Here is a 20,173-nt window from a genome sequence, read left to right as displayed (position 1 = left end):
GCCAATTAGTTAGACGGTGGGTACCGGACGTATCCGGCGACAGAACGCGTTACGCGGACGCTTCGAGTTCGTCTAGCTGCTCCGCGATATGGACTGCGGCGGGGCGGTCCTCCTCCTCGACGAAGCGGGCCACCTCTTCACCGTCGCGCTCGACGATGATCGTCGGGATGAGTTCGATGCCGTACTCCTCGACCTTCGGACCGACTTTCTCGCCGTTCTCGCGTTCGACGGGGTAGTGCTCGATCCGGTCCTCGGGGACGCCGGCGGCGTCCAGCGCGGCGGCGAAGTCGGGCAGGACGGCGCGGCAGTCCTTGCACCAGTCGCCGCCCCAGACGAGGTACGTCAGGTCGTCGTGCTCGGCGAGCGCGTCGACGGTGTCCTCGTGGGCCGTCTCGTCGAACGTCGGCGTCGGCTGCATCGTGTCGAGACTCATACGCCGGCGTAGGCGGTCCAGCGGTATAACCGCGCCGTTACCCGCAGTCACCGATCATCCGGCAACATGCTCCGTTTTCTTGCACGGCGAATGTTGTCCGCCGAATCGGTATAGGATTTATCGTGAGGTGGCCGACAACGTACCGATCATGGCAAACCGTTGCACGCTGTGTCGGGAGCGAATCGAATCGGGCGACAAACGCGTCCTGTGCCAGTGCGGCCAGTTACTCCACGGGCACTGCGCGGAGGCCCACGAGGAGTGGTGCTCGACGGGCGGGCGGGAGCGCTGGATAGGGACCGTCGAGCTCTGAGCGCGTCGCGCGGTCGGTCGCGGCCGCGCCCCCGGCACGTCCTGCCGGTGTCAGGCCGGGTTTACGTTCCAATTGCCTAGAACGGATCAATGAAGGAGAGCATTCTGGACGCTATCGGCTCGCCCCTCGTGCAGGTCGAGTCACCGGAGGGGGCGACCGTCGCCGCGAAGGTCGAGTCGTTCAACCCGGCGGGGTCGGCCAAGGACCGGCCCGCCCTCTCGATGGTCCGGGCGGCGGAGCGCGAGGGGGCCATCGAGCCCGGCGACCGCCTCGTCGAGCCGACGAGCGGCAACACCGGCATCGGCCTCGCGCTGGTCGCGGCGGCCCGCGGGTACGACCTCACCATCGTGATGCCGGCGTCGAAGTCCCCCGAACGCCGGCAGGTGATGCGGGCCTACGGCGCCGACATCGAACTCGTCGAGGGCGAGATGGAGAATGCCCGGGCCCGCGCCGACGAGATCGTCGCGGAGACCGGCGCCACCCAGCTGGGCCAGTTCGAGAACCCCGCGAACCCCGAAGCACACTACAAGACCACCGCCGAGGAGATACTCGAGCAAGTCGGGGACCGCGAGGTCGACGCCTTCGTCGCTGGCGTGGGCACCGGCGGCACCCTCTCCGGGACGGGCCGACGCCTCCGCGAGGAGTTCCCCGAGATGGAGATCGTCGCCGTCGAGCCGGCGCGCAACGCCGTCCTCTCGACCGGCGAGTCCGGACAGGACGAGTTTCAGGGGATGGGCCCCGGCTTCGTCAGCGACAACCTCGACCTCGACCTCGTCGACGACGTCGAGACGGTGAAACTGGAGGACGCAGAGGCCGAGTGTCGCCGCCTCGCCCGCGAGGAGGGCATCCTCGTCGGGCAGTCCAGCGGCGCGACGAGCCTCGCCTCGAAGCGCGTCGCCGAGCGCATCGCCGAACCGGAGCGGAACTGCCCGCCCGCGCCGGCGGGTGCGAAGGGCGTGGAATCGGACGGGGGAGCGGCGGCCGGCTACGACGACTGCCCGCTCGTCGTGACGGTGTTCTGGGACAGCGGCGAGCGCTACCTCTCGACCGGACTGTTCGACTGACGGGTCTTTTCTCCCGCGGGACTACCGTCGCCGTCCGCAGAGGTCGTCGCGACAGTCGCCGCAGACCGCGCCGAGCGGTTCGCTGTCGCGGACGCGCGTCACGGGGTGGGACGCGCCGCCATCCGCGCGACAGAGGGCGCAGTCGGGCGGCCGGACGGCGGCGCGGACGCAGTCGGGGCAGACGGCCGCGTGCGAGAGGCCGCTGTCGTCGCGAACGGCGATCCGCGTCAGGGAGGCCAGCGCGGTCGTGACGCCGCAGGCGGCGCAGGTCCGCCGTCGGTCCCCGCCGGTCTCTCGCTCCGCGCGGTCCGCACCGGGGTCGCCCATCGCGTCCGCTAGGGAGAGGCGCTCCTCCTCGTCGTCCGCGGGCGGGTCGGCGTCGGTCTCGGAGCCGGCGAACGCCGACCCGTCGATGCTGTGAGGATCGCTCATCGTGTGTGGGGAAGGGGGCACGGAGCAGCGCGTTCAGACCGATACGACCTCCGCTCCCGCTTCGCGCGCGCTAAGTGCTCTCACGGTATAAGCCCGCGGTGACCGGATAGGAACTAGAGCGGCGACAGGACCGCGGAGAGACAGGTACGCGAGGGGAGAACGGGGCCGTCGGCGGCTATCGCCCGAACTCGTCCTCGGTGACGCGGACGGTCACCGTCTCGTCCACCTCGCGGAGGTCGTACTCGGGCGTCTCGCCGTCCGTGCGGCGGACGAACAGCGGTTCGACGAGCGCCCCGTCGTCGACGCCGTAGAAGCGGAGGTACTCGTCGGTCTCCGCGGGCGTCACCTCGTCGTTCCTGACCGCCTCCGCCAAGTCGCGGGAGAGCCACTCGGTCTCGCTGATGCTCGGTTCCATGACGAGCGCGGCGTCGGCGAAGCGGACGAGGTACCAGTTCAGGTCGTTCAAAAGCGACACCGCCGCGCCGACCGAGACGGTGTCGAGGGCGAGCGTGTTCTCGTACGGCCGGGCGAGGTCGTACGTCGACAGCGCCTCGCGTGCGGTCTCCCGCGAGAGGAGTTCGAACCGGAGGTCGACGTCGTCGGCGCCGACGAGACAGACGCGTGTCACTGTTCGAGGATCCGCGACGGGCGGTAATGGGAATTTCGACTCGGGGAGCCGATCCCCCGAAGGCACCCTTATTGGCGTCGACATGGTAGGGCGTACGGATCATGGTCGACGTGATGGGACATTTCGGGATGGCGCTGCTGTTCGCGATCCCGGCGTGGGTCGTGTGGGACGGACGGGTAAGCCTCGCGTTCATCGGGTTCACCCTGGTGACGGCGATACTCCCCGACGCGGACCTCCTGTTACGGGAAGTTCTCCCGATGCATCACCACGGGGTGACCCACACCATCGTGTTCGTCGTCGGGTTCTCGATACTCGTCGGGGCGGCCGTCGAGTACGGGCTGAGGGACCGACTGGAGAGACAGTTCCTGAAAGAGCGAGGGTACGGCGCCTCGGACGGTGGGCTGTTCCTGTTCGTCGCCGGGGGCCTGTTCCTCGGCGGGATGGCTCACCTCTTCGCGGACACGCTGTCCGCGCCGGACATCTCCACGCCGCTGGAGCCGTTCTGGCCGTTCTTCGACAAGCCGTACTCGATCGACCTGATCTGGTACAACGACCCCCTCTGGAACGTCGGCCTCCTGTCGCTGGCGGTCGCGCTGCATCTGCTGCTCGCGTACGTCGACATCGCTATCGATCACCCGTACGCGATCACCGAAATCGGCGAGGAGGCGTGAACGCGCCCCGACGCTGGGGTCCCCCTGGCGTCGCCTGTCGCCTCGCGGCCGTCAGGGCTGGATCAGTTCGGCCGCTTCCGCCGCGCGCTCTGCGCGCTCGAACAGGTCGTCCGGTTCGGACTCCCGGAGCGGTCCGATCCGCGCGTTCGTCTCGGCCTGATCCGGCGCGAAGCGGTTGCACCCCGCGGGGATGGTCGAGTCCCGGAACGTGCCGATCTCCCGGGCGCGTCGGGTGATCTCGTTCTTGTCGAGCGACAGCAGCGGCCGGTGGACCGGGAGGTCGACCGCGCGGCTGGTCACACCGAAGTTCCGGGCGGTCTGGCTCGACTTCTGGCCGAGGGCCTCTCCGGTGACGATGCCGTGTGCCCCCTCGCGCTCCGCGATGCGTTCTCCGACGCGGTACATGAACCGGCGGAACGCGAGCATCCGGCCCTGTTCGATCTCGTCGACGAGCAGCGAGACGGTGTCGCCTGCCGGCACGCGCCACACGCCCAGATCGAAGTTCGGCGCGAACGTCGCGAGCGTCCGGACCGTCTCCATCGCCCGCGCCTCGTGGTCCGGGCCGCCGTAGTCGCCCAGGTCGACGTAGACGGGGACGATCGGCGCGCCGCGTTTCATCACCTCGTAGGCGGCGACCGGCGAGTCGATGCCGCCGCTGACGAGGGCGACGACCGGGGCCTGGCTCCCCAGCGGCATCCCGCCGGGACCCGGTCGCTTTTCGAGAAAGACGAAGGCGTCGCCCTCCTCGCGGCACTCGACGTAGAAGGTGAGGTCGGGGTCGTCGAGGTCGACCTCGGGGGTGAAGTCGTCCTCGACCGCGTCATCGGACTGCGTCCGATTGCTCGTCGAGCTTTGCTCGACGGCGTTCCAGACGGCCCGCCCGCCGAACTCCTCGACGTCCTCGCTCGTGAACGGCAGCGAATCGCCCGCGCGCCGGGCGTCGACGGCGAACGTCCCGCCGTCGTAGTGCTCGTTCGCGGCCCGGGCGAGCGCGTCCTCGATCGCCTCGCGCTCGGCCGAGACGACCAGCGCCGGACTCGCCGAGACGACGCCGAACGCGTCGGTCACGGCGTCCGTCGCCGCGTCGACCTGCGACTCAGAAGTGTGGACGAGGGGGCGGGTCCACCGGTGCTCGACCTCGGCGTCGACCCCGCGGTCGTCGAGCAGCGCCTCGACGTTCTCGACGAGGCGACGCTCCATGTCGCGCTGGACGCGACCGCTCTTCTGGTTGACGTCGCCGTGTCGCACGACGACGGTGTCCGCTCCCGGCGGTTTCATGTCTTCAGGTTGACGACGGGTGTTTAAACGCGCTTCGGGCCGGGCGACGCGGAAGGGCGAGCGTCTCCGACGTCGAACGCGTCGCGACGCCGGACCGAACGCCTCGGGATTCCGAGATCCGGCAAGCAACGGGTGCTGCGGGACGAGTTATGGTAAACGATAACATAGATCGGATCGGATATGGCCCAGCGAGAGATCCAACAAGAACTGACGGTCGACAAGTACACCCTCGGCCTCGTCGGCCCGGACCAGGAGTGGGCCGGCACGGTGGCGGACGGCGGGACGATCAAGACGCACACGCCGCCGGCCTGCTGGGGGCCGATGATCACGCCGGAGTTCCGGGGCGGTCACGAGGTGACCCGGCCCATCAGGGTGGAGAACGCCGAGGTCGGCGACGCGGTCGCGCTGAAGATCCGCGACGTCGAGGTGACGAGCGTCGCCACGAGCACCGGGAGCATGACGGAGCGCGAGGGGGCGTTCGGCGACGACCCGTTCGTCGACCACCGCTGTCCCGAGTGCGGGACGGAGTGGCCCGAGAGCGTCGTCGAGGGGACCGGCGAGGAGTCGATCAAGTGCGCCGAGTGCGGCGCGAACGCCTCCTCGTTCGGCTTCGAGTACGGCTACACCGTCGCGTTCGACGACGACCGCACCGTCGGCCTGACGATGGACGCCGAGGCCGCCGACGACCTCGCCGAGCGTGCGGACGAGGCGATGGCGCTGCCGGAGAACTCCCGCCAGCACCCCATCCTGCTGTACAAGCCGTCGGAGATGCCCGGCACGGTCGGTCGCCTGCGTCCCTTCATCGGCAACGTCGGCACGACGCCGCCGGTGGAGCTACCGGACTCGCACAACGCGGGCGACTTCGGGCAGTTCCTCATCGGCGCGGAGCACGACTGGGGCCTCGACAGCGAGGAGGAGCTGTCGGAGCGCACTGACGGCCACATGGACGTCAACGCCGTCCGCGCCGGCGCGACGCTCGTCTGCCCCGTGAAGGTCGACGGCGGCGGCGTCTACGTCGGCGACCTGCACGCCAACCAGGGCGACGGCGAACTCTCCCTCCACACGACGGACGTGAGCGGGCGGACCGAGATAGAGGTGGAAGTGATCAAGGACCTCGACATCGACGGCCCGATCCTCCTGCCGAACGAGGAGGACCTCCCCCACATCGCGAAGCCGTACAGCGACGAGGAGCTGGAGGCGGCCCGCGGCCTCGGCGAGCAGTACGGCGTCGACGTGAACGACGACATGGGCCCGATCCAGGTGATCGGCAGCGGCGCGACGATCAACGACGCGACCGAGAACGCGTTCGACCGCGCCTGCGACCTGGTGGACATGACCGAGGGCGAGGTGCGCTCGCGCTGCACCTTCACCGGCGGTGTCGAGGTCGGACGGCTCCCCGGCGTCGTCCAGCTCGACATGCTCGCGCCATTGGACGTGCTAGAGGAGCGCGGGATGGCCCACCTCGTTCGCGACCAGTACGACCTCTGAGGTCGTCGATACCACGGTTCCTTTATTCGGAGTGTTCTCGGAGCGGGAGTACCGGATTCGGGAAGTGCAGATGCGCAGCTGCCGCTGTAAGTTCTATCAGCTTCAGATGATATTCGCGGAGTCGTACTGCACACAGGGCGCGCATGAAACCTGACAGCGCAAGGCGACCATCTACTCAGACTTGATTCTAAAGTGATCTACCGGAGTGGTAGAAAACAGGGAGGCAGCAGAGAAAGCAACGTCACTCGTGGTGATGCACCCAGTTTCTCGCCCGAACGAACGTGGTTCCATCACAAGCACTACAGGATTCGGGGGGTTCAAACTGGTGCTCGCCACCCGAGACGTGGACCGGCGTGCCTGCATACATAACTTGACAGCTCTCACAGACGTACTGATGCAGGTCTTCTGGTGAATGTGCCATAGAATGAATCCATCATCGTTCATGATATACCTTTGCCTGCCAGACGAACTGCTACCCAGTCTTGACTCGGAACTCCCTCTCCAAAGCAAGGGGAGACGTCAGAGTGAATATACAGACCCTATGCAACCCAGTTCTTGAGCGATCGGGGTAAGGACGGCACCGACTTCGTTACATCGTGCTCCCCTACTTCCCGCGATGTTCACGCGCCGAGCCGGTTGAAAAACCGGTACCAACATGAGTCACTGCCCAGTCGAACGCCCCGCTATCCACCGCGCATCGCGGGATGTATCGACAGGACCGCGTCCGGCGGACAGACGTCGTCCGGCGCGGCGCTGTCGCCGTCGACCGCGATCCGGACGCTGCTTCGCAGGTCGCCGTCACAGTCCACCAGATGCTGCTCCGCTCGCGGGTACGCCTCGACGAACGCGTCGACGGCGTCCGCGACGGTGTCGGGGTCGGCGTCGACCTTGACCGACTTTTCTCCCGTCGCGCTTCGGAGGGGACCGTACACGGTGACTTCCACGTTCGTGTCTTCGATTCCGACGTGCAAAACCCTCCGGGCGCCGGAACCGGCCAAACCGCCCCTGACAATAATTTTTATTCGTTAAGTTATCGATTGATCTGTAGTATGGTACCACGCACCAAACTAGAGTCGATGTTCGAGGACATGGTGACGGCCCGTCGGTACGAGGAGCGGTTGCAAGAGGAGTATCTGGAGGGCAAACAGCCGGCGTTCGACATCTCGGCCGGACCGATCCCGGGTGAACTCCACCTCGCCGCGGGGCACGAACCGGCAGCCGTCGGGGTGTGTGAGCACCTGCGCGACGACGACACGGTGACCGCGCCGCACCGGCCGCACCACGTCGCCATCGCGAAGGGCGTCGACTTAGAGCGGATGACAGCGGAGATATTCGGGCGGGAGACCGGGCTGTCGTCGGGGAAGGGCGGCCACATGCACCTGTTCGACCCCGACGCGAAGTTCGCCTGTAGCGGGATCATCGCGGAGGGGTATCCGCCGGCCGTCGGCGCGGCGATGGCCGCGGAGAAGCGCAACACGGACCAGGTCGCCGTCGCGTACGCCGGCGAGGGTGCGACCAATCAGGGGGGCTTCTACGAGTCGCTCAACCTCGCGAGCGTCCACGACCTCCCCGTCGTCTTCGTCGTCGAGGACAACGACTGGGCGATCAGCATGCCGAAAGAGCGGGTCACGGCGGTCGACGACAACACGAAGCGCGCCGAGGGGCAGGACATCCCGAGCGCCCGGGTCGACCACAACGACGCCGTCGCGGTGTACGACGCCGCGGAGAAAGCGGTCGGACGCGCCCGCGCCGGCAACGGTCCGACCCTGCTGGAGGTGCAGGTCCACCGTCGGATGGGCCACTTCATGGGCGACGCGGAGGCGTACCGCCCCGACGCGGAGAAGGAGCGACTGGACGCCATCGATCCCATCGACCGCCTCGAAGAGCGGCTTCGAGACGAGGGCGTCGACGGCGAGCGTGTCGACGAGCTCCGAGATCAGGCGGAGGAGCGCGTCGAGGACGCCATCGAGTTCGCCAAGGACCAGCCCGAACCCGACCCCGAGGCAGCGTACGACGACGTGTTCACGAACCCGCCGTCTGGCGTGACCGACGAGGAGCCCGGAGAGGAAGCCATCAGCGCCGGGGGTGACGACTGATGGCGGAAGCCGACACCGACGCACCGGCCGACGCCGCCGAGCGCGAGCTGACGATGAGCCGGGCGATGGTCGAGGCGATCGCCCACGAGATGGAGACGGACGACGACGTGTTCGTCATGGGCGAGGACGTCGCGGACTACGGCGGCATCTTCGACAGCACGGAGGGGCTGCTGGAGGAGTTCGGCCGCGACCGCGTGATGGACGTGCCCATCAGCGAGACGGGGTTCATCGGCGCGGGCGTCGGCGCGGCCCAGGAGGGGATGCGTCCGATTGTCGAGCTGATGTTCGCCGACTTCTTCGGCGTCTGCATGGACCAGATCTACAACCAGATGGCGAAGAACACGTACATGAGCGGCGGGAGCGTCAGCGTCCCGATGACGCTGATGACGGCGGTCGGCGGCACGTACAACGACGCCGCCCAGCACTCCCAGACGCTGTACGGCACCTTCGCCCACCTCCCCGGGATGAAGGTCGTCGTCCCGAGCACGGCCTACGACGCGAAGGGGCTGATGCACAACGCCGTCCGCGACGACGACCCCGTCGTCTACATGTTCCACAAGCGCCTGATGGGCATCGGCTGGATGCCCGCGCCGGAGGGGCCGAAGACGGGCGTCCCGGAGGACGACTACACCATCCCGTTCGGATCGGCCGACGTGAAGCGGGAGGGCGAGGACGCCACGGTCGTCACCCTCGGCCTCCACGTCCACCGCGCGCTGGAGGCGGCCGAGTCCCTCGCCGAAGACGGCATCGACGCCGAGGTGATCGACCTCCGGACGCTCGTGCCGCTGGACACGGAGACCGTCGTCGACTCCGTCCGGAAGACCGGTCGCCTCGTCGTCGTCGACGAGGACTACGAGTCCTTCGGCGTGACGGGGGAGGTCGTCGGCCGCGTCACGGAGGCGGCGCTCGACGACCTCGAAGCTGTCGAGCGCGTCGCCGTCCCCGACGTGCCGATCCCGTACTCCAGGCCGATGGAGAACGAGGTCATCCCGGACTCGTCGGACGTCGAGGAAGCGGTGCGGGCGACGCGGGAATGAGCGGCGTCGTCGCCATCGTCGACTCCGAGGAGTGCTGGCCCGAGGACGCCGACGACGTGGACGAGGGGGTCGTGACGAACTGGTTCGCCCGCGAGGGCAAGCGGGTCGAGGCGGGCGAGACGCTCTGTGAGATACAGGTGGAGAAAGTGAGCGTCGACGTGCCGTCGCCTGTCGACGGCGAACTCGCCGAGATCGCGGTCGGCGAGCAGGAGGAGTTCGAGCGCGGCGACACTCTCGCCCGGGTCCGCCCCGCGGAGGGGTGAGCCGTCTCCGCCCGTCCCGCCTCAGAACGTCGAGAGCTCGCCCTCGATAGCCTTCTCGGTGATCGCGGTGACGTCGGCGAGTTCGCGGTCGACGATCTCGGTGACGTCGTCCTCGATGTCCGCGATCGCGACGCCGTCCTCGGTGACGACCTCGGCGTCGGCGACGTGGGGCTGGTCGATCGGGCGGCCGATCTGGCTGAGCAGGCGCACCCGCAGGTCGCGGATGCCGTCGACCTCGGCGACGACGCTCTCTGCGATCGACGTCGACAGGAGGTTGTAGATCTTCCCGATGTGGTTGACGGGGTTCTTGCCGCTCGTGGCCTCCATGCTCATCGAGCGGTTCGGCGTGATGAGGCCGTTCGCGCGGTTGCCGCGGCCGACGGAGCCGTCGTCGCCCTGCTCGGCGCTGGTGCCCGTCGTGGTGAGGTAGATGGAACCGTCCTCGTAGTCGTCCGCGGTGTTCACGTGGACGGTCACGTCGCGGTCGGTGTACTCCGCGGCGAGGTCCTCGACGTGGTCGTGGATGCCGCCGACGGCCTCGTCGTACTCGTCTAGGTCCGCGACGTACTCGTCGACGATGGCCGCGGCGACGGTGACGTCGATGTGGTCGGCCTCGCGCTTGCCCATGATCTTCACGTCGGGGCCGACCGCGGGGTTCTCGTCGGCGTAGTCGCCGGTGAGGCTCCGCTCGGCCTCGCGGACGATCTGCTCGGTCTCGGTCAGGGGCGCGTGGCCGACGCCGAAGGAGGTGTCGTTGGCCATTGGGACGGTCTGGCCCTCCTCGCCAAACACTTCCTGCAGGTCGCCGCTGCCCTCGCCGAGCTTCACGTCGACGACGATGTCCGTGCCCACGTCGAGTTCGGGGATGTTCTCCTCCAGATAGTCCCGGGCGGCCCGCAGCGCGATGGTCTCGGCCGGGATGCTCGTGCCCTCGTACTCCTTCGTGGCGCGGCCGACGATCAGCAGGTAGATCGGCTCGACGACCTCGCCGCCGCCGAACGCGGGCGCGGCGTTGCCGGCGACGAGCTGCGTCTCGTCGGTGTTGTAGTGCAGTACCTTCCCGACGCGGTCGATGTACGCACGACCGAGGGCGCTGGAGACGCTCTCGGCGACGCCGTCGCAGATGGAGTCGGGGTGACCGATCCCCTTTCGCTCGACGATCTCGACTTCCTGGTCCTCGACTGCCCGTCGGTCGATAGACTCGACGGTGATGTTCCGCTCGCTCATTGGCACGTTCTTGAAGGGGGGTGGTTCTATAACTTGCGGAAACCACCGTTAGCCTGTTAATGCGTAACAGTAATCACTCCGCGTTCGAGATTAATCGAGCAGCAGGCCGAGGTACGACGTGCGGATCTGCTCCGCCGGATCGAGCCCAAGGCGCTCCAGCAGGTCGTACGCGCCCTCGCGGGCCGCCTCGACGCCGTCCTCGTCCGTTTCGGTCTCGACCTCGACGAACTCGCCGAGGCCGTCGACGGCGTCGAGCGTGACCGTGTAGTCGTCGAGGGCGTACCGCTCTCGCACCTTCCGGACCGTCGCGGCCGGGTCGAACCCGAGGGCATCGAGGACCGAGTCCATCGTCTCCCCGTCGTCGACCCCCGTCTCGAACTCCTCGCGGGTCTTCGACTCCGCCTCGACCAGCGGTCCCTTGTAGGTGACCCGCGCGACGGCCTCGCTCTCGTCCGCGTCGGGCGCGCGCTCCCGGCGGATCCGGAGCGCCTCGTCGGTCTCGGCGAAGTTTCGATGGGGCGCGTCGTAGTACATGTCCTCCTGCACCACCGCACCGCGGCGCTCGGCGCCGGCCGCGCCGAGTCGCTCCCGGACCGCGTCGTGGTCGGCCCGGACCTTCACCTCCACCTCAAACATACCCGCCCCGAGGGCGACCGGCGGCAAAAGCGTGACCGTTTCGGCCGACGCGTTCGGCGCTGCCGCGCGGGCGCCGCGGCCGAGCCGTATCAGACTCCAGAGTGCTCCGCGCGGGGAAAACGTGGTTCTTAAATGCCGACCGACAGTGGTACGACGTATGAGCGAAGATCAAGAGGCCGACCAGGCCGATGAAGCGGACGCCGCAGAGAGCGAAGAAGAGGTCGAGCAGGAGGAGGGACTCCAGCAGGGCGATTTCGTCCGCCTCGACTACACCGCACGCACCGCCGACGGCGGCCAGCTCGTCGACACGACCGACCCCGACGTCGCCGAGGAAGAGGGCGTCGACGACCAGCAGCAGACGTTCGAGCCCCGCGTCGTCGTACTCGGCGAGGGCCACATCTTCGAAGCGGTCGAAGAGGACATCTACGGCGAGGAGGTCGGCACGAGCGGTAGCGTGACCGTCCCCGCCGAGGAGGCCTTCGGCGAGCACGACGAGGAGGAGGTCCGCACCGTCAGCGCCGACAAGATCCCCGAGGACGACCGCTACCCCGGCGCGCACGTCGACGTCGACGGCCAGCACGGCCACGTCGAGACGATCATCGGCGGCCGCGCCCGCGTCGACTTCAACCACCCGCTCGCCGGCGAGGACGTCGAGTACGATTACGAGGTCCTCGAAGAGGTCGAGGACCGCGTCGAGCAGGCGAAGGGCCTGATCGGCATGTACGTCGACGTCGACCTCGACATGTGGATCCAGACCGACGAGGTCGAAGAGGAGGTCCGCGTCGACGACGAGGACGACGATGACGAGGAGTCCGAACCCGAGTTCGAGACCCAGACCGTCGAGAAGGAGACGCTGTACATCGAGTCCACGCCCCAACTGGCGATGAACCAGCAGTGGATGATGTCGAAACAGCAGGTCGCGCAGGACGTCGTCGACCGCCTCGACCTCGACCGCATCATCGTGCAGGAGACCCTCGGCGAGGGCGCCGGCATGATGGGCGGCCTGGGCGGCATGATGGGCGGCGGCATGGGCGGTGGCGACATCGAGGAGGCCCTCGAGGACGCCGACGTCGACGCCGACGAGATCGTCGACGAGCTCGAAGGCGCGGAAGAGTAACCCGACCGAGAAGTACGCGTTCCGACAGGTTTTTCTCGCGACCCGTCGCCGTCGAAGGTATGCCCTCCGCGAGCGAAGCGACCACGTTCGTCCGCCAGTCGACGATCCTCCTCCAGCGGCCCCCAGCCACCGAACCGCCCGCCCGCGACCGGGGGCAGTAGCGTGGCGGACTTCGCGTCGCTGGTCCGCGAGGCTGCGGACCGCTTCGACGACCTCGCCGTCCTCGCCGCGGTGCCGCTGTTCACGTCGCTGCTGGCGTTCGACAACGTCGAGCGAGCGGCCGCGGGCGGCGGGTTCGACTTCCACGCCGGCGTCGCCTTCAGCTTCCCGAACGCCGTCGTCGACCTCTGGACGTTCGTCAGCTTCCCGGCCGGCGAACCGGGGGTTCGCGTCGCGGAGCCGCTGTGGCTGCTGCTCATCGTCTTCGCGGTCCAGAGCGCGCTGACCGCCGGGTACCTCGGCAGCATCCGTCGTCGACTGGACGGCGAGCGGATCGACTTCCTCGGCGACGTCGGGCGGTACTTCCCGCGGATCCTCGCCTATCAGGCCCTCGCGTGGGGCGTCACGCTGCTCGCGCTGTTCGTCGGGATCCTCACCGGGCCGTTCGTCCTCCTCCTGTTTCCGGCGGCGCTCGTCCTGAACTACCTGTTTTTCGCAGCGCCGTACCTGATCGTCGTCCGCGACGCGTCGGTGGGAACCGCGATCCGTGAGAGCTACGAGTGGGCGATAGACGGCGGCGACTACTTCGCCTACGCGGTACGGTATCTCGCCGCGGTCGCCGCGGTATCGATACCGACGACGCTGCTCGCGGTCAACTTCGGGGTCGTCGGCGTCGTGCTCGCGGCGGTCGCGACCGCGCCGGTCGGGCTGACGCTCTCCGCCGCGACGACCCTGTTCGTCCGGGGGCAGGCCCCCGCCTAGGCGATGTCGCGGCTGGTGTCGATGGCGACCTCCTCCAAGAGCTCCAGTTTCACGGTCTCGGACAGCGCCCGGCCGCCGCGGAACTTCGGCACCGCGAGGCGGTTCACCATGTCCGTCCCCTCGACGCGCGTGTCGAGGTCGAAGACCACGTCGGCCATGTGCTCGGTGGTGTCCCGGTTCTCGGGCGGCGCGTGCCCGTCGAGGCAGTGAAGCACGGCGATGGAACCGGTGTTGACCATGTGCGTCTGAAGGTCGTTGAGGAAGTTCCGGTAGCGCGCGGGCTCGCGCCGTTCGAGGGTGTCGACGGGGTCGATGATCAGGTTCGCCCCCTCGGGGAGCGCCCTGATGAGGCGGTTCGCCTCGTCCAGCGGCTCGCTCCCGCCCACGTCCCGGACCGTTGGGCTGCCGACGGTCGTGTTCGTCGCGTCGATGGCGTCGCGAACGGCCTGGTCGGACCGCTGGGTCGTCAGGTACAGCGTGCCCCGCGCCGCGGTGAGCTCGTAGAGGAGGAGTTCCGACTGGCTGGACGGCGACGCGGTGAGCGCCACGATACATCCCGCAGGTAACCCGCCGTTGAGCTTCCTGTCGAGGACGTCGATCCCAGTCTTTAGCCGACCAGCCATGCAACTGAAGTGTAATTACCGAGCATGTAAATAATCCTTTGGCTATTCCTCCAGATCGTCGAAATCGACGGTATCGGCCGTTGTCGGTGCTCATTCGCCGAGCCGAGCGCCGATCCGGTCGTGGACGGCCTCGTTAGTGTCAGTTCAAATTACAGACCAGAACGCCGAGTCGACGATACGCGTCGTCGACGCCCGACGCCCGAAGCGGGCGCTCGCCGCCGTCGGGAACGGCGACCACCCGGTCGGTCTCCAGCAGTCGACGCACGCCCTCCGGCGGCGACTCGGCCCGGGTGACGACCGCGGCGGCGACCGGCGCGTCGAGCGCGCGGGCCATCGCCGCCGTCTTCGCCGCGTCGCGGAGGCTCTCGGGAGTCGGGAGCGTGACGACGACGGTGGCGTCGGCCGCGCGGAGCGGGGCGGCCGCGTCAGGGCCGGCGCCAGCGGGGCAATCGATCAGAACTCGCCGCGACGAGCGCCGGAGCCGCGACAGCGCCGCGCCGTCGAGGGGGCCGGCCTCTCTCGGGGCCGGCAGCACCCGAACGCCCGACACCGCCGGGTCGGGGTGAGCGACGGCGGCAGGGTCGCGGTCGTCTTCTCCGGCCGCGTCGCCGCGGTCGACCGTTTCGGAGGAGGGCGACGCCGGGACGCCGGCGAGCGCGTGCAGGTTCGGCATGTCCCGGTCGGCGTCGACCGCCAGAACGGACCGGTCGGTCCGGGCGAGCGCCCGCGCCAGTCCCAGCGTCGTGGTCGTCTTCCCGGAGCCGCCCTTCCCGCCGGCGATGGCGATCATGGCCGGTGTTCGCCCCGTCTTCGCGTATCAACCCCGGGACGGATGGAGAGATTGAAGAACCCGGGGTGTGCCTGACTACACGATGCGGCACGACCATCTCATCACGACAAAGCAACTGTCGCGGACGGACATCGGGACCGTCCTCGACCGGGCCGCGGAGATCGACGCCGACCCGGCGGCGTTCGCCGACCGGCACGCCGGGACCCTGCTCGGGCTGCTGTTTTTCGAGCCGAGCACGCGGACGAAGATGTCGTTCGAGACCGCCATGAAGCGCCTGGGCGGGGACGTCGTGGACATGGGATCGGTCGAGTCCTCGAGCGTCAAGAAAGGCGAGAGCCTCGCCGACACGGTGCGGGTGATCGAGGGGTACGTCGACGGACTCGTCCTCCGCCACCCGCGGCAGGGGTCGGCGAAGATGAGTGGCGAGTACGTCGACGTCCCGCTGCTCAACGCCGGCGACGGCGCCGGGCACCACCCCACGCAGACGCTCCTCGACCTCTACACCATCCGCGAGAACGCCGGGTTGGACGACCTGACGATCGGGATCATGGGTGACCTGAAGTACGGCCGGACGGTCCACTCGCTGGCCCACGCGCTGACGAACTTCGACGCCCGTCAGCACTTCATCAGCCCCGAGAGCCTCAAGCTTCCCCGGAGCGTCCGGTACGACCTGCACGAGGAGGGCGCGTCGGTCCGGGAGCACACGGACCTGGAGGCCGTCCTCCCCGACCTCGACGTGCTGTACGTCACCCGGATCCAGCGCGAGCGCTTCCCCGACGAGAACGAGTACCGCGCGATCGCCGGCGAGTACCAGATCGACGCCGAGACGCTCTCGGCGGCGAAGGAGGACCTGACCGTGATGCACCCCCTCCCGCGCGTCGACGAGATCGCGGCCGACGTCGACGACACCGACCACGCGACGTACTTCGAGCAGGCCCACAACGGCGTCCCGGTGCGCATGGCGCTGCTCGACCTCCTCCTGGGTGATTCCGAATGAGCGACCACGAACTCCGCGTCAGCAAGATCCGGAGCGGCACCGTCATCGACCACATCCCCGGCGGGCAGGCGCTGAACGTCCTCGCGATCCTCGACATCGACGGGAGCGGTGGCGAGGAGGTCAGCATCGGGATGAACGTCCCGAGCGACCGACTCGGCCGCAAGGACATCGTGAAGGTCGAGGGGCGCGAACTCAGCCAGGACGAGGTCGACGTCCTGTCGCTCATCGCCCCGGACGCGACGATCAACATCGTCCGCGACTACGACGTGGTCGACAAGCACCGCCTCGAACGCCCGTCCCACGTCAGCGGCGTGCTGGAGTGTCCGAACCGCAACTGCATCAGCACCGACGACGAGCCGATCGACTCGAAGTTCGAGGTGCTCCCCGACGGCGTCCGATGCGAGTACTGCGAGACGATCATTCGGGAGGACATCCCCGACCACATCCGGTCCGCGTGAGTCGTTCCCCCAGTAATTCTATATACTACCGTGGCGTAATTATCTCACATGTCACGAAAGGTCAAGGTCCTGCTGGCAGTCGCGCTGGTGATCGCCGCGGTCAAGTTCTACGGCGGCGGGAGCGCCCCCGCAGACGTGGAGTACGAAGACATCGAATAACAACTTCTTACCAACTCCGCCCCCTACGGGCGGCCATGTACGGCGTCGTCACGCGCAACGAGGAAGAGTTGGCCTGGTCGGAGTTCGACCGCGGGTTCTACGAGGTGAAAGACGTCACCGGCCGAGCGGCGGAACCGGTCGCCGACGGGGTGAACATGATCTCCTGCTTCGGCGACACCGCGGCCGGCGAGTCGAACCCAGAGCTCGTCCCCGTCAGCGAGGACGGCGCTCGCGCGACCCGCGACGAGCCGTACTTCGACTGGGGGTACGTCTGCCCGTCCCGCGAGCGCTACCGGGAGGGCCTGCTCGAGATGATCGACGACTGCGTCGACGTCAACCCCGACGTGCGCCTCGACGACGTCGGCTTCCCCCGGGCGGAGTACTGCCACTGCGAGGTGTGCGACGAGCGCTTCGCCCAGAGCGATTTCGACGACCGGTTCGCGTGGCGCGCCGCCGTGATCACCGACTTCGTCGCCGAGGCCGCCGACCGGATCCCGGGAAAGGCGTACTTCACGCTGTACCCCGACCCGTATCCCGGCCACCTCTACGAGCGAGCGGGTCTCGACCTCGACGCCCTCGCGGAACACGTCGGCGAGTTCGTCGTCCCGCTGTACGACATGGCCTACGAGACGACCTACTGGCTGGAGACCATCGCCAGCGGGTTCGAGGACGCGCTCGACCGCCCGTTCAGCGTCGAACTGTACGCCGTCGACGTCGACATCGACAACCTGATCCACGCCGCGGAGGTCGCCGCCGAGTACGGCGAGTCCGTCCTCTTCGGCTACGACGCCAGCAACGCCCGCGCGACGCTCCGCCGGATGCGCGCCGACGATCAGGACGGCGAGACGTTCGGTAACTGACCCCGCTCGCACCGTGGCGAGCGGCGACCGAATGAAACCCTTTTAGTCCGCGCCCGGGCTACGTCGAGGTATGAGCTTCGAAGAGGACGACCGCGTAGTCCTGAACGACGAGCACAGCGAGCACGACGGCGAGGAGGGTACGATCACGCAGGTGATGGACACGATGTTCGGCGACAGCACCTACACCGTCAGCTTCGAGGACGGCCAGGAGACGGGCGTCCCCGAGGACTCCCTCGAATCCGCAGAGGAGTAACCCAACCAGATGTCGAGCGTCCCGTTTCACTACGTCGACCTCCGCGCGTTCTGCTACGCCACCGAGGACGAGAAGCGCGTCGAGGCGGCGCTGCGGACGTTCCTCCCCGAGGAGTACCCCGTCGACCGCGTCGAGAGCGAGGGCCATCACGGCGACCGCATCGTCGTCCTGTCCGCCCGCGTCGAGAACGCCGACGACGTCCGGCACGCGCTCGACCGGGTCATGGAACTCGACGACATCGACACCGTCGTCGACGAACTCGACGAGCGCGTCACCGACAACACCGAACTGTTCATGCATCTCGACAAGCAGGCGGCGTTCAACGGCGACATCGCCCTCGGCGAGGGGATCACCTTCCGCGCGAAGGTCGAGGCCTACCCCGCGAAGAAGGAGGCCGCCGTCGAGAACGCCCGGGACGCGCTGACCGAGGACTGATCCCGCGGAAGCACCGTGCCGCCCTCTGCCACACAGCCACTAAGGGAGGGGGCGTGGAACGGTCCGACGCTATCTCATGGACCGACGCACGTTTCTGCGCAGCGCGGTAGTGCTTTCGACGCCGCTGATCGCCGGCTGTAACGACGGCGGCGGCGAAAACGACGACGAGAGCGACGGCGGCGGGAACCCGACGGTCACCGTCGGCGAGGAATCGTTCGATCCCCGCCGGCTCGACGTCGACGAAGGGACCGAAGTGGAGTGGGTCAACGAGACCGACACCGACCACACCATCGTGAGCGGCCGGTTCCGCGACGAGTCGGAGGAGTGGGACCTCGAACTCGAGGTCGAGAGCGGCGGGAGCGGCGTCCACAGCTTCGACTCCGCCGGTATCTACGAGTATCACTGCGACGTCCACGGCGCACAGTCGATGTGCGGCGTCGTCCTCGTCGGCGACGCGACGCTTGAGGGCGACCTGCCCTGCGAGTGACGGCGGCCGCGCTCCCGCAACGTTAACGCCCGCGGCCGCCGAATCGGCGGCTATGATCACGAGCGACAGGATGGCCGCCGTCGACGAGAACGCCGCGGCGCTGGGCGTGCCGCGCAAGCAGCTCATGGAGTCCAGCGGCAACGCGGTCGCCCGCGAGATCCGCGAGACCGCCGAGCCCGGCGACAAGGTCGTCGTCGTCGCCGGACGAGGCAACAACGGCGGCGACGCGTTCGTCGCCGCGCGTTTTCTCGACGAGTTCGACGTGACGACGCTACTGCTGGGCCGTGCCGACAACATCGGGACCGACATCGCCCGCGAGAACTGGGAGGCGCTGCAAAGCGCCGAGGCGGACGCCCTCGAGGTGAAAGACTCCACGGCGGTCGACCTGCCCGAGGCGGACGTCGTCGTGGACGCGATGCTCGGCACGGGCGTCACGGGCGCGCTCCGCGAGCCGATGGCGACGGCCGCCCGCGCGATCAACGCCAGCGACGCGACGGTCGTCGCCGTCGACGTGCCCTCGGGGGTCGACGCAGACACCGGCGAGAGCGAGGGCGTCGCCGTCGACGCGGACCGCGTCGTCACGTTCCACGACATGAAGCCCGGACTGGACGAGGTCGACGCCGAGGTGCGCGTCGCGGACATCGGCATCCCTGACGCCGCCGAGCTGTTCGTCGAGCGCGGCGACCTGCTCGCGCTCTCGCGGGACCCCCAGAGCCACAAGGGCGACCACGGCGAGGTGCTCGTGGTCGGCGGAGGTCCGTACACCGGCGCGCCGGCGCTCTCGGCGCAGTCCGCGCTCCGGGCCGGCGCCGACCTAGTTCGGGTCGCCGCTCCCGAGACGGTCGCGCGGGAGATCCAGGGCTATCAGGAGAGCCTGATCGTCCGCGGGTTGCCGGGCGACCGCCTCCAGCCGGGCCACGTCGACCGCCTGCTGGACCTCGCGGCCGACCACGACGCCGTCGTGTTCGGCCCGGGACTGGGCCACGCCGAGGAGACGAACGCGGCGGCCCGGGAGTTCCTGTCGTCGTACGACGGTACCTGCGTCGTCGACGCGGACCCGCTCCGGGAGGTCCCAGAGGTGGAGACCGATGCCGACCTCATCTGCACGCCCCATCAGGGCGAACTGGAGGCGATGGGCGGCGAGACGGCCGACGACTGGCGCGAACGCGTGGACCTCGTGGAGTCGTACGCCGCAGAACTCGGCGTGACCTTGCTCGTGAAAGGCGCCCACGACGTGGTGTCGGACGGCGACACGACCCGCGTCGGCCGCACGGGCAACCCCGGGATGACGGTCGGCGGCACCGGCGACGTGCTCGCGGGGATCACCGGCGCGCTGGCGAGCGGGCACGACCCGGTGACTGCGGCGGGCATCGCGGCGTTCGTCAACGGCCGCGCCGGCGACCTCGTCGTCGACGACCAGGGGTACGGCCTGCTCCCGACGGACCTGCTCGGTCGGATCCCCGAGGCGATGTGGGGCGAGGAGGTGAATCCCCGTGAGTGACGACCTGAC

The 20,173-nt window shown here is 68.5% G+C and carries 25 protein-coding genes; 16 read left to right on the top strand and 9 right to left on the bottom strand.

The features are described 5' to 3' along the window. Window positions 1-49: 49 nt before the first annotated feature. The gene (locus tag D8670_RS15600) at window positions 50-433 is read right to left on the bottom strand and encodes a thioredoxin family protein (protein WP_121819047.1); all 384 of its coding nucleotides are present in this window, start codon (window positions 431-433) and stop codon (window positions 50-52) included. 148 nt (window positions 434-581) lie between these two features. Between D8670_RS15600 and D8670_RS21050 the strand changes: the two genes are divergently transcribed. Then, window positions 582-743 carry a hypothetical protein gene (locus D8670_RS21050; RefSeq protein WP_162994317.1) on the top strand — a complete coding sequence of 54 codons (162 nt, stop codon included), beginning with the start codon at window positions 582-584 and terminating at the stop codon, window positions 741-743. Window positions 744-832: 89 nt separating this feature from the next. Then, on the top strand, window positions 833-1,807 hold the full coding sequence (locus D8670_RS15595) for a PLP-dependent cysteine synthase family protein (protein WP_121819046.1): 975 nt from the start codon (window positions 833-835) through the stop codon (window positions 1,805-1,807). Between the two features lie 21 nt (window positions 1,808-1,828). On the opposite strand, the gene D8670_RS15590 is transcribed toward D8670_RS15595, so the two are convergent. Beyond that, window positions 1,829-2,239, bottom strand: coding sequence for a hypothetical protein (locus D8670_RS15590; RefSeq protein WP_121819045.1), 411 nt, complete (start codon window positions 2,237-2,239; stop codon window positions 1,829-1,831). Window positions 2,240-2,414: 175 nt separating this feature from the next. Then, entirely contained in the window at window positions 2,415-2,867 is a 453-nt protein-coding gene (locus D8670_RS15585) for a DUF5804 family protein (protein ID WP_121819044.1), read from the bottom strand. 101 nt (window positions 2,868-2,968) lie between these two features. Here D8670_RS15585 and D8670_RS15580 point away from each other — a divergent pair, with 101 nt between their 5' ends. Continuing rightward, entirely contained in the window at window positions 2,969-3,538 is a 570-nt protein-coding gene (locus tag D8670_RS15580; RefSeq protein ID WP_121819043.1) for a metal-dependent hydrolase, read from the top strand. Window positions 3,539-3,589: 51 nt separating this feature from the next. Here the strand turns inward: D8670_RS15580 and D8670_RS15575 are convergent, their stop codons facing one another. Continuing rightward, complete coding sequence (locus tag D8670_RS15575) at window positions 3,590-4,816, bottom strand: tRNA sulfurtransferase (RefSeq protein WP_121819042.1); 1,227 nt, start codon at window positions 4,814-4,816, stop codon at window positions 3,590-3,592. Between the two features lie 180 nt (window positions 4,817-4,996). Between D8670_RS15575 and D8670_RS15570 the strand changes: the two genes are divergently transcribed. After that, window positions 4,997-6,304, top strand: coding sequence for an acetamidase/formamidase family protein (locus tag D8670_RS15570; RefSeq protein WP_121819041.1), 1,308 nt, complete (start codon window positions 4,997-4,999; stop codon window positions 6,302-6,304). 683 nt (window positions 6,305-6,987) lie between these two features. Here D8670_RS15570 and D8670_RS15560 read toward each other — a convergent pair. Continuing rightward, complete coding sequence (locus D8670_RS15560; RefSeq protein WP_121819300.1) at window positions 6,988-7,248, bottom strand: MoaD/ThiS family protein; 261 nt, start codon at window positions 7,246-7,248, stop codon at window positions 6,988-6,990. 132 nt (window positions 7,249-7,380) lie between these two features. Here D8670_RS15560 and D8670_RS15555 point away from each other — a divergent pair, with 132 nt between their 5' ends. From D8670_RS15555 to D8670_RS15545, 3 genes are read left to right on the top strand one after another with little or no spacing between them, the layout of a single operon-like run. After that, complete coding sequence (locus tag D8670_RS15555; protein WP_121819039.1) at window positions 7,381-8,400, top strand: thiamine pyrophosphate-dependent dehydrogenase E1 component subunit alpha; 1,020 nt, start codon at window positions 7,381-7,383, stop codon at window positions 8,398-8,400. Beyond that, on the top strand, window positions 8,400-9,437 hold the full coding sequence (locus tag D8670_RS15550; RefSeq protein WP_121819038.1) for an alpha-ketoacid dehydrogenase subunit beta: 1,038 nt from the start codon (window positions 8,400-8,402) through the stop codon (window positions 9,435-9,437). The genes D8670_RS15555 and D8670_RS15550 overlap by 1 nt, the downstream gene beginning before the upstream one ends. Further along, window positions 9,434-9,700: a lipoyl domain-containing protein gene (locus D8670_RS15545; RefSeq protein ID WP_121819037.1), complete on the top strand. Its 267-nt coding sequence runs from the start codon at window positions 9,434-9,436 to the stop codon at window positions 9,698-9,700. The genes D8670_RS15550 and D8670_RS15545 overlap by 4 nt, the downstream gene beginning before the upstream one ends. A 21-nt stretch (window positions 9,701-9,721) precedes the next feature. Here D8670_RS15545 and D8670_RS15540 read toward each other — a convergent pair whose 3' ends face one another. Further along, a complete protein-coding gene (locus D8670_RS15540) occupies window positions 9,722-10,927 on the bottom strand; it encodes a methionine adenosyltransferase (RefSeq protein WP_121819036.1) in 1,206 nt (401 codons plus the stop codon). Window positions 10,928-11,017: 90 nt separating this feature from the next. Further along, window positions 11,018-11,563 carry a class IV adenylate cyclase gene (cyaB, locus tag D8670_RS15535; RefSeq protein ID WP_121819035.1) on the bottom strand — a complete coding sequence of 182 codons (546 nt, stop codon included), beginning with the start codon at window positions 11,561-11,563 and terminating at the stop codon, window positions 11,018-11,020. Window positions 11,564-11,720: 157 nt separating this feature from the next. Between cyaB and D8670_RS15530 the strand changes: the two genes are divergently transcribed. Together D8670_RS15530 and D8670_RS15525 are read left to right on the top strand one after the other, a co-directional pair. After that, window positions 11,721-12,680: an FKBP-type peptidyl-prolyl cis-trans isomerase gene (locus D8670_RS15530; RefSeq protein ID WP_121819034.1), complete on the top strand. Its 960-nt coding sequence runs from the start codon at window positions 11,721-11,723 to the stop codon at window positions 12,678-12,680. Between the two features lie 162 nt (window positions 12,681-12,842). Further along, entirely contained in the window at window positions 12,843-13,601 is a 759-nt protein-coding gene (locus D8670_RS15525; RefSeq protein ID WP_121819033.1) for a hypothetical protein, read from the top strand. Here the strand turns inward: D8670_RS15525 and D8670_RS15520 are convergent. Together D8670_RS15520 and D8670_RS15515 are read right to left on the bottom strand one after the other, a co-directional pair. Then, window positions 13,598-14,224, bottom strand: coding sequence for an RAD55 family ATPase (locus D8670_RS15520; RefSeq protein WP_121819032.1), 627 nt, complete (start codon window positions 14,222-14,224; stop codon window positions 13,598-13,600). The genes D8670_RS15525 and D8670_RS15520 overlap by 4 nt on opposite strands. A 139-nt stretch (window positions 14,225-14,363) precedes the next feature. Continuing rightward, entirely contained in the window at window positions 14,364-15,014 is a 651-nt protein-coding gene (locus D8670_RS15515) for a MinD/ParA family ATP-binding protein (RefSeq protein ID WP_121819031.1), read from the bottom strand. 82 nt (window positions 15,015-15,096) lie between these two features. Between D8670_RS15515 and pyrB the strand changes: the two genes are divergently transcribed. The 7 genes from pyrB (at window position 15,097) to D8670_RS15480 (ending at window position 20,164) form a co-directional block, all read left to right on the top strand. Beyond that, window positions 15,097-16,011 carry an aspartate carbamoyltransferase gene (gene pyrB, locus D8670_RS15510; RefSeq protein ID WP_121819030.1) on the top strand — a complete coding sequence of 305 codons (915 nt, stop codon included), beginning with the start codon at window positions 15,097-15,099 and terminating at the stop codon, window positions 16,009-16,011. Beyond that, complete coding sequence (pyrI, locus tag D8670_RS15505; protein WP_121819029.1) at window positions 16,008-16,469, top strand: aspartate carbamoyltransferase regulatory subunit; 462 nt, start codon at window positions 16,008-16,010, stop codon at window positions 16,467-16,469. Before pyrB ends, pyrI begins: the two co-directional genes overlap by 4 nt. Before the next feature lie 194 nt (window positions 16,470-16,663). After that, a complete protein-coding gene (locus tag D8670_RS15500; RefSeq protein WP_121819028.1) occupies window positions 16,664-17,488 on the top strand; it encodes a hypothetical protein in 825 nt (274 codons plus the stop codon). A gap of 70 nt (window positions 17,489-17,558) precedes the next feature. Continuing rightward, a complete protein-coding gene (locus D8670_RS15495; protein WP_121819027.1) occupies window positions 17,559-17,741 on the top strand; it encodes a tudor domain-containing protein in 183 nt (60 codons plus the stop codon). Window positions 17,742-17,750: 9 nt separating this feature from the next. Next, window positions 17,751-18,176, top strand: a complete 426-nt coding sequence (locus D8670_RS15490; RefSeq protein ID WP_121819026.1) for an RNA-binding protein — start codon at window positions 17,751-17,753, stop codon at window positions 18,174-18,176. Window positions 18,177-18,252: 76 nt separating this feature from the next. Continuing rightward, entirely contained in the window at window positions 18,253-18,663 is a 411-nt protein-coding gene (locus D8670_RS15485) for a cupredoxin domain-containing protein (RefSeq protein WP_121819025.1), read from the top strand. A 52-nt stretch (window positions 18,664-18,715) separates the two neighbouring features. Further along, window positions 18,716-20,164: an NAD(P)H-hydrate dehydratase gene (locus tag D8670_RS15480; RefSeq protein ID WP_121819024.1), complete on the top strand. Its 1,449-nt coding sequence runs from the start codon at window positions 18,716-18,718 to the stop codon at window positions 20,162-20,164. Window positions 20,165-20,173 lie beyond the last annotated feature (9 nt).

It is taken from the genome of Halostella limicola, from assembly GCF_003675875.1.
Taxonomy (GTDB): Archaea; Halobacteriota; Halobacteria; order Halobacteriales; family Natronoarchaeaceae; genus Halostella; species Halostella limicola.
Note: the sequence above shows the minus strand (reverse complement) of the source record. Positions and strands in the feature narration are given on the sequence as shown.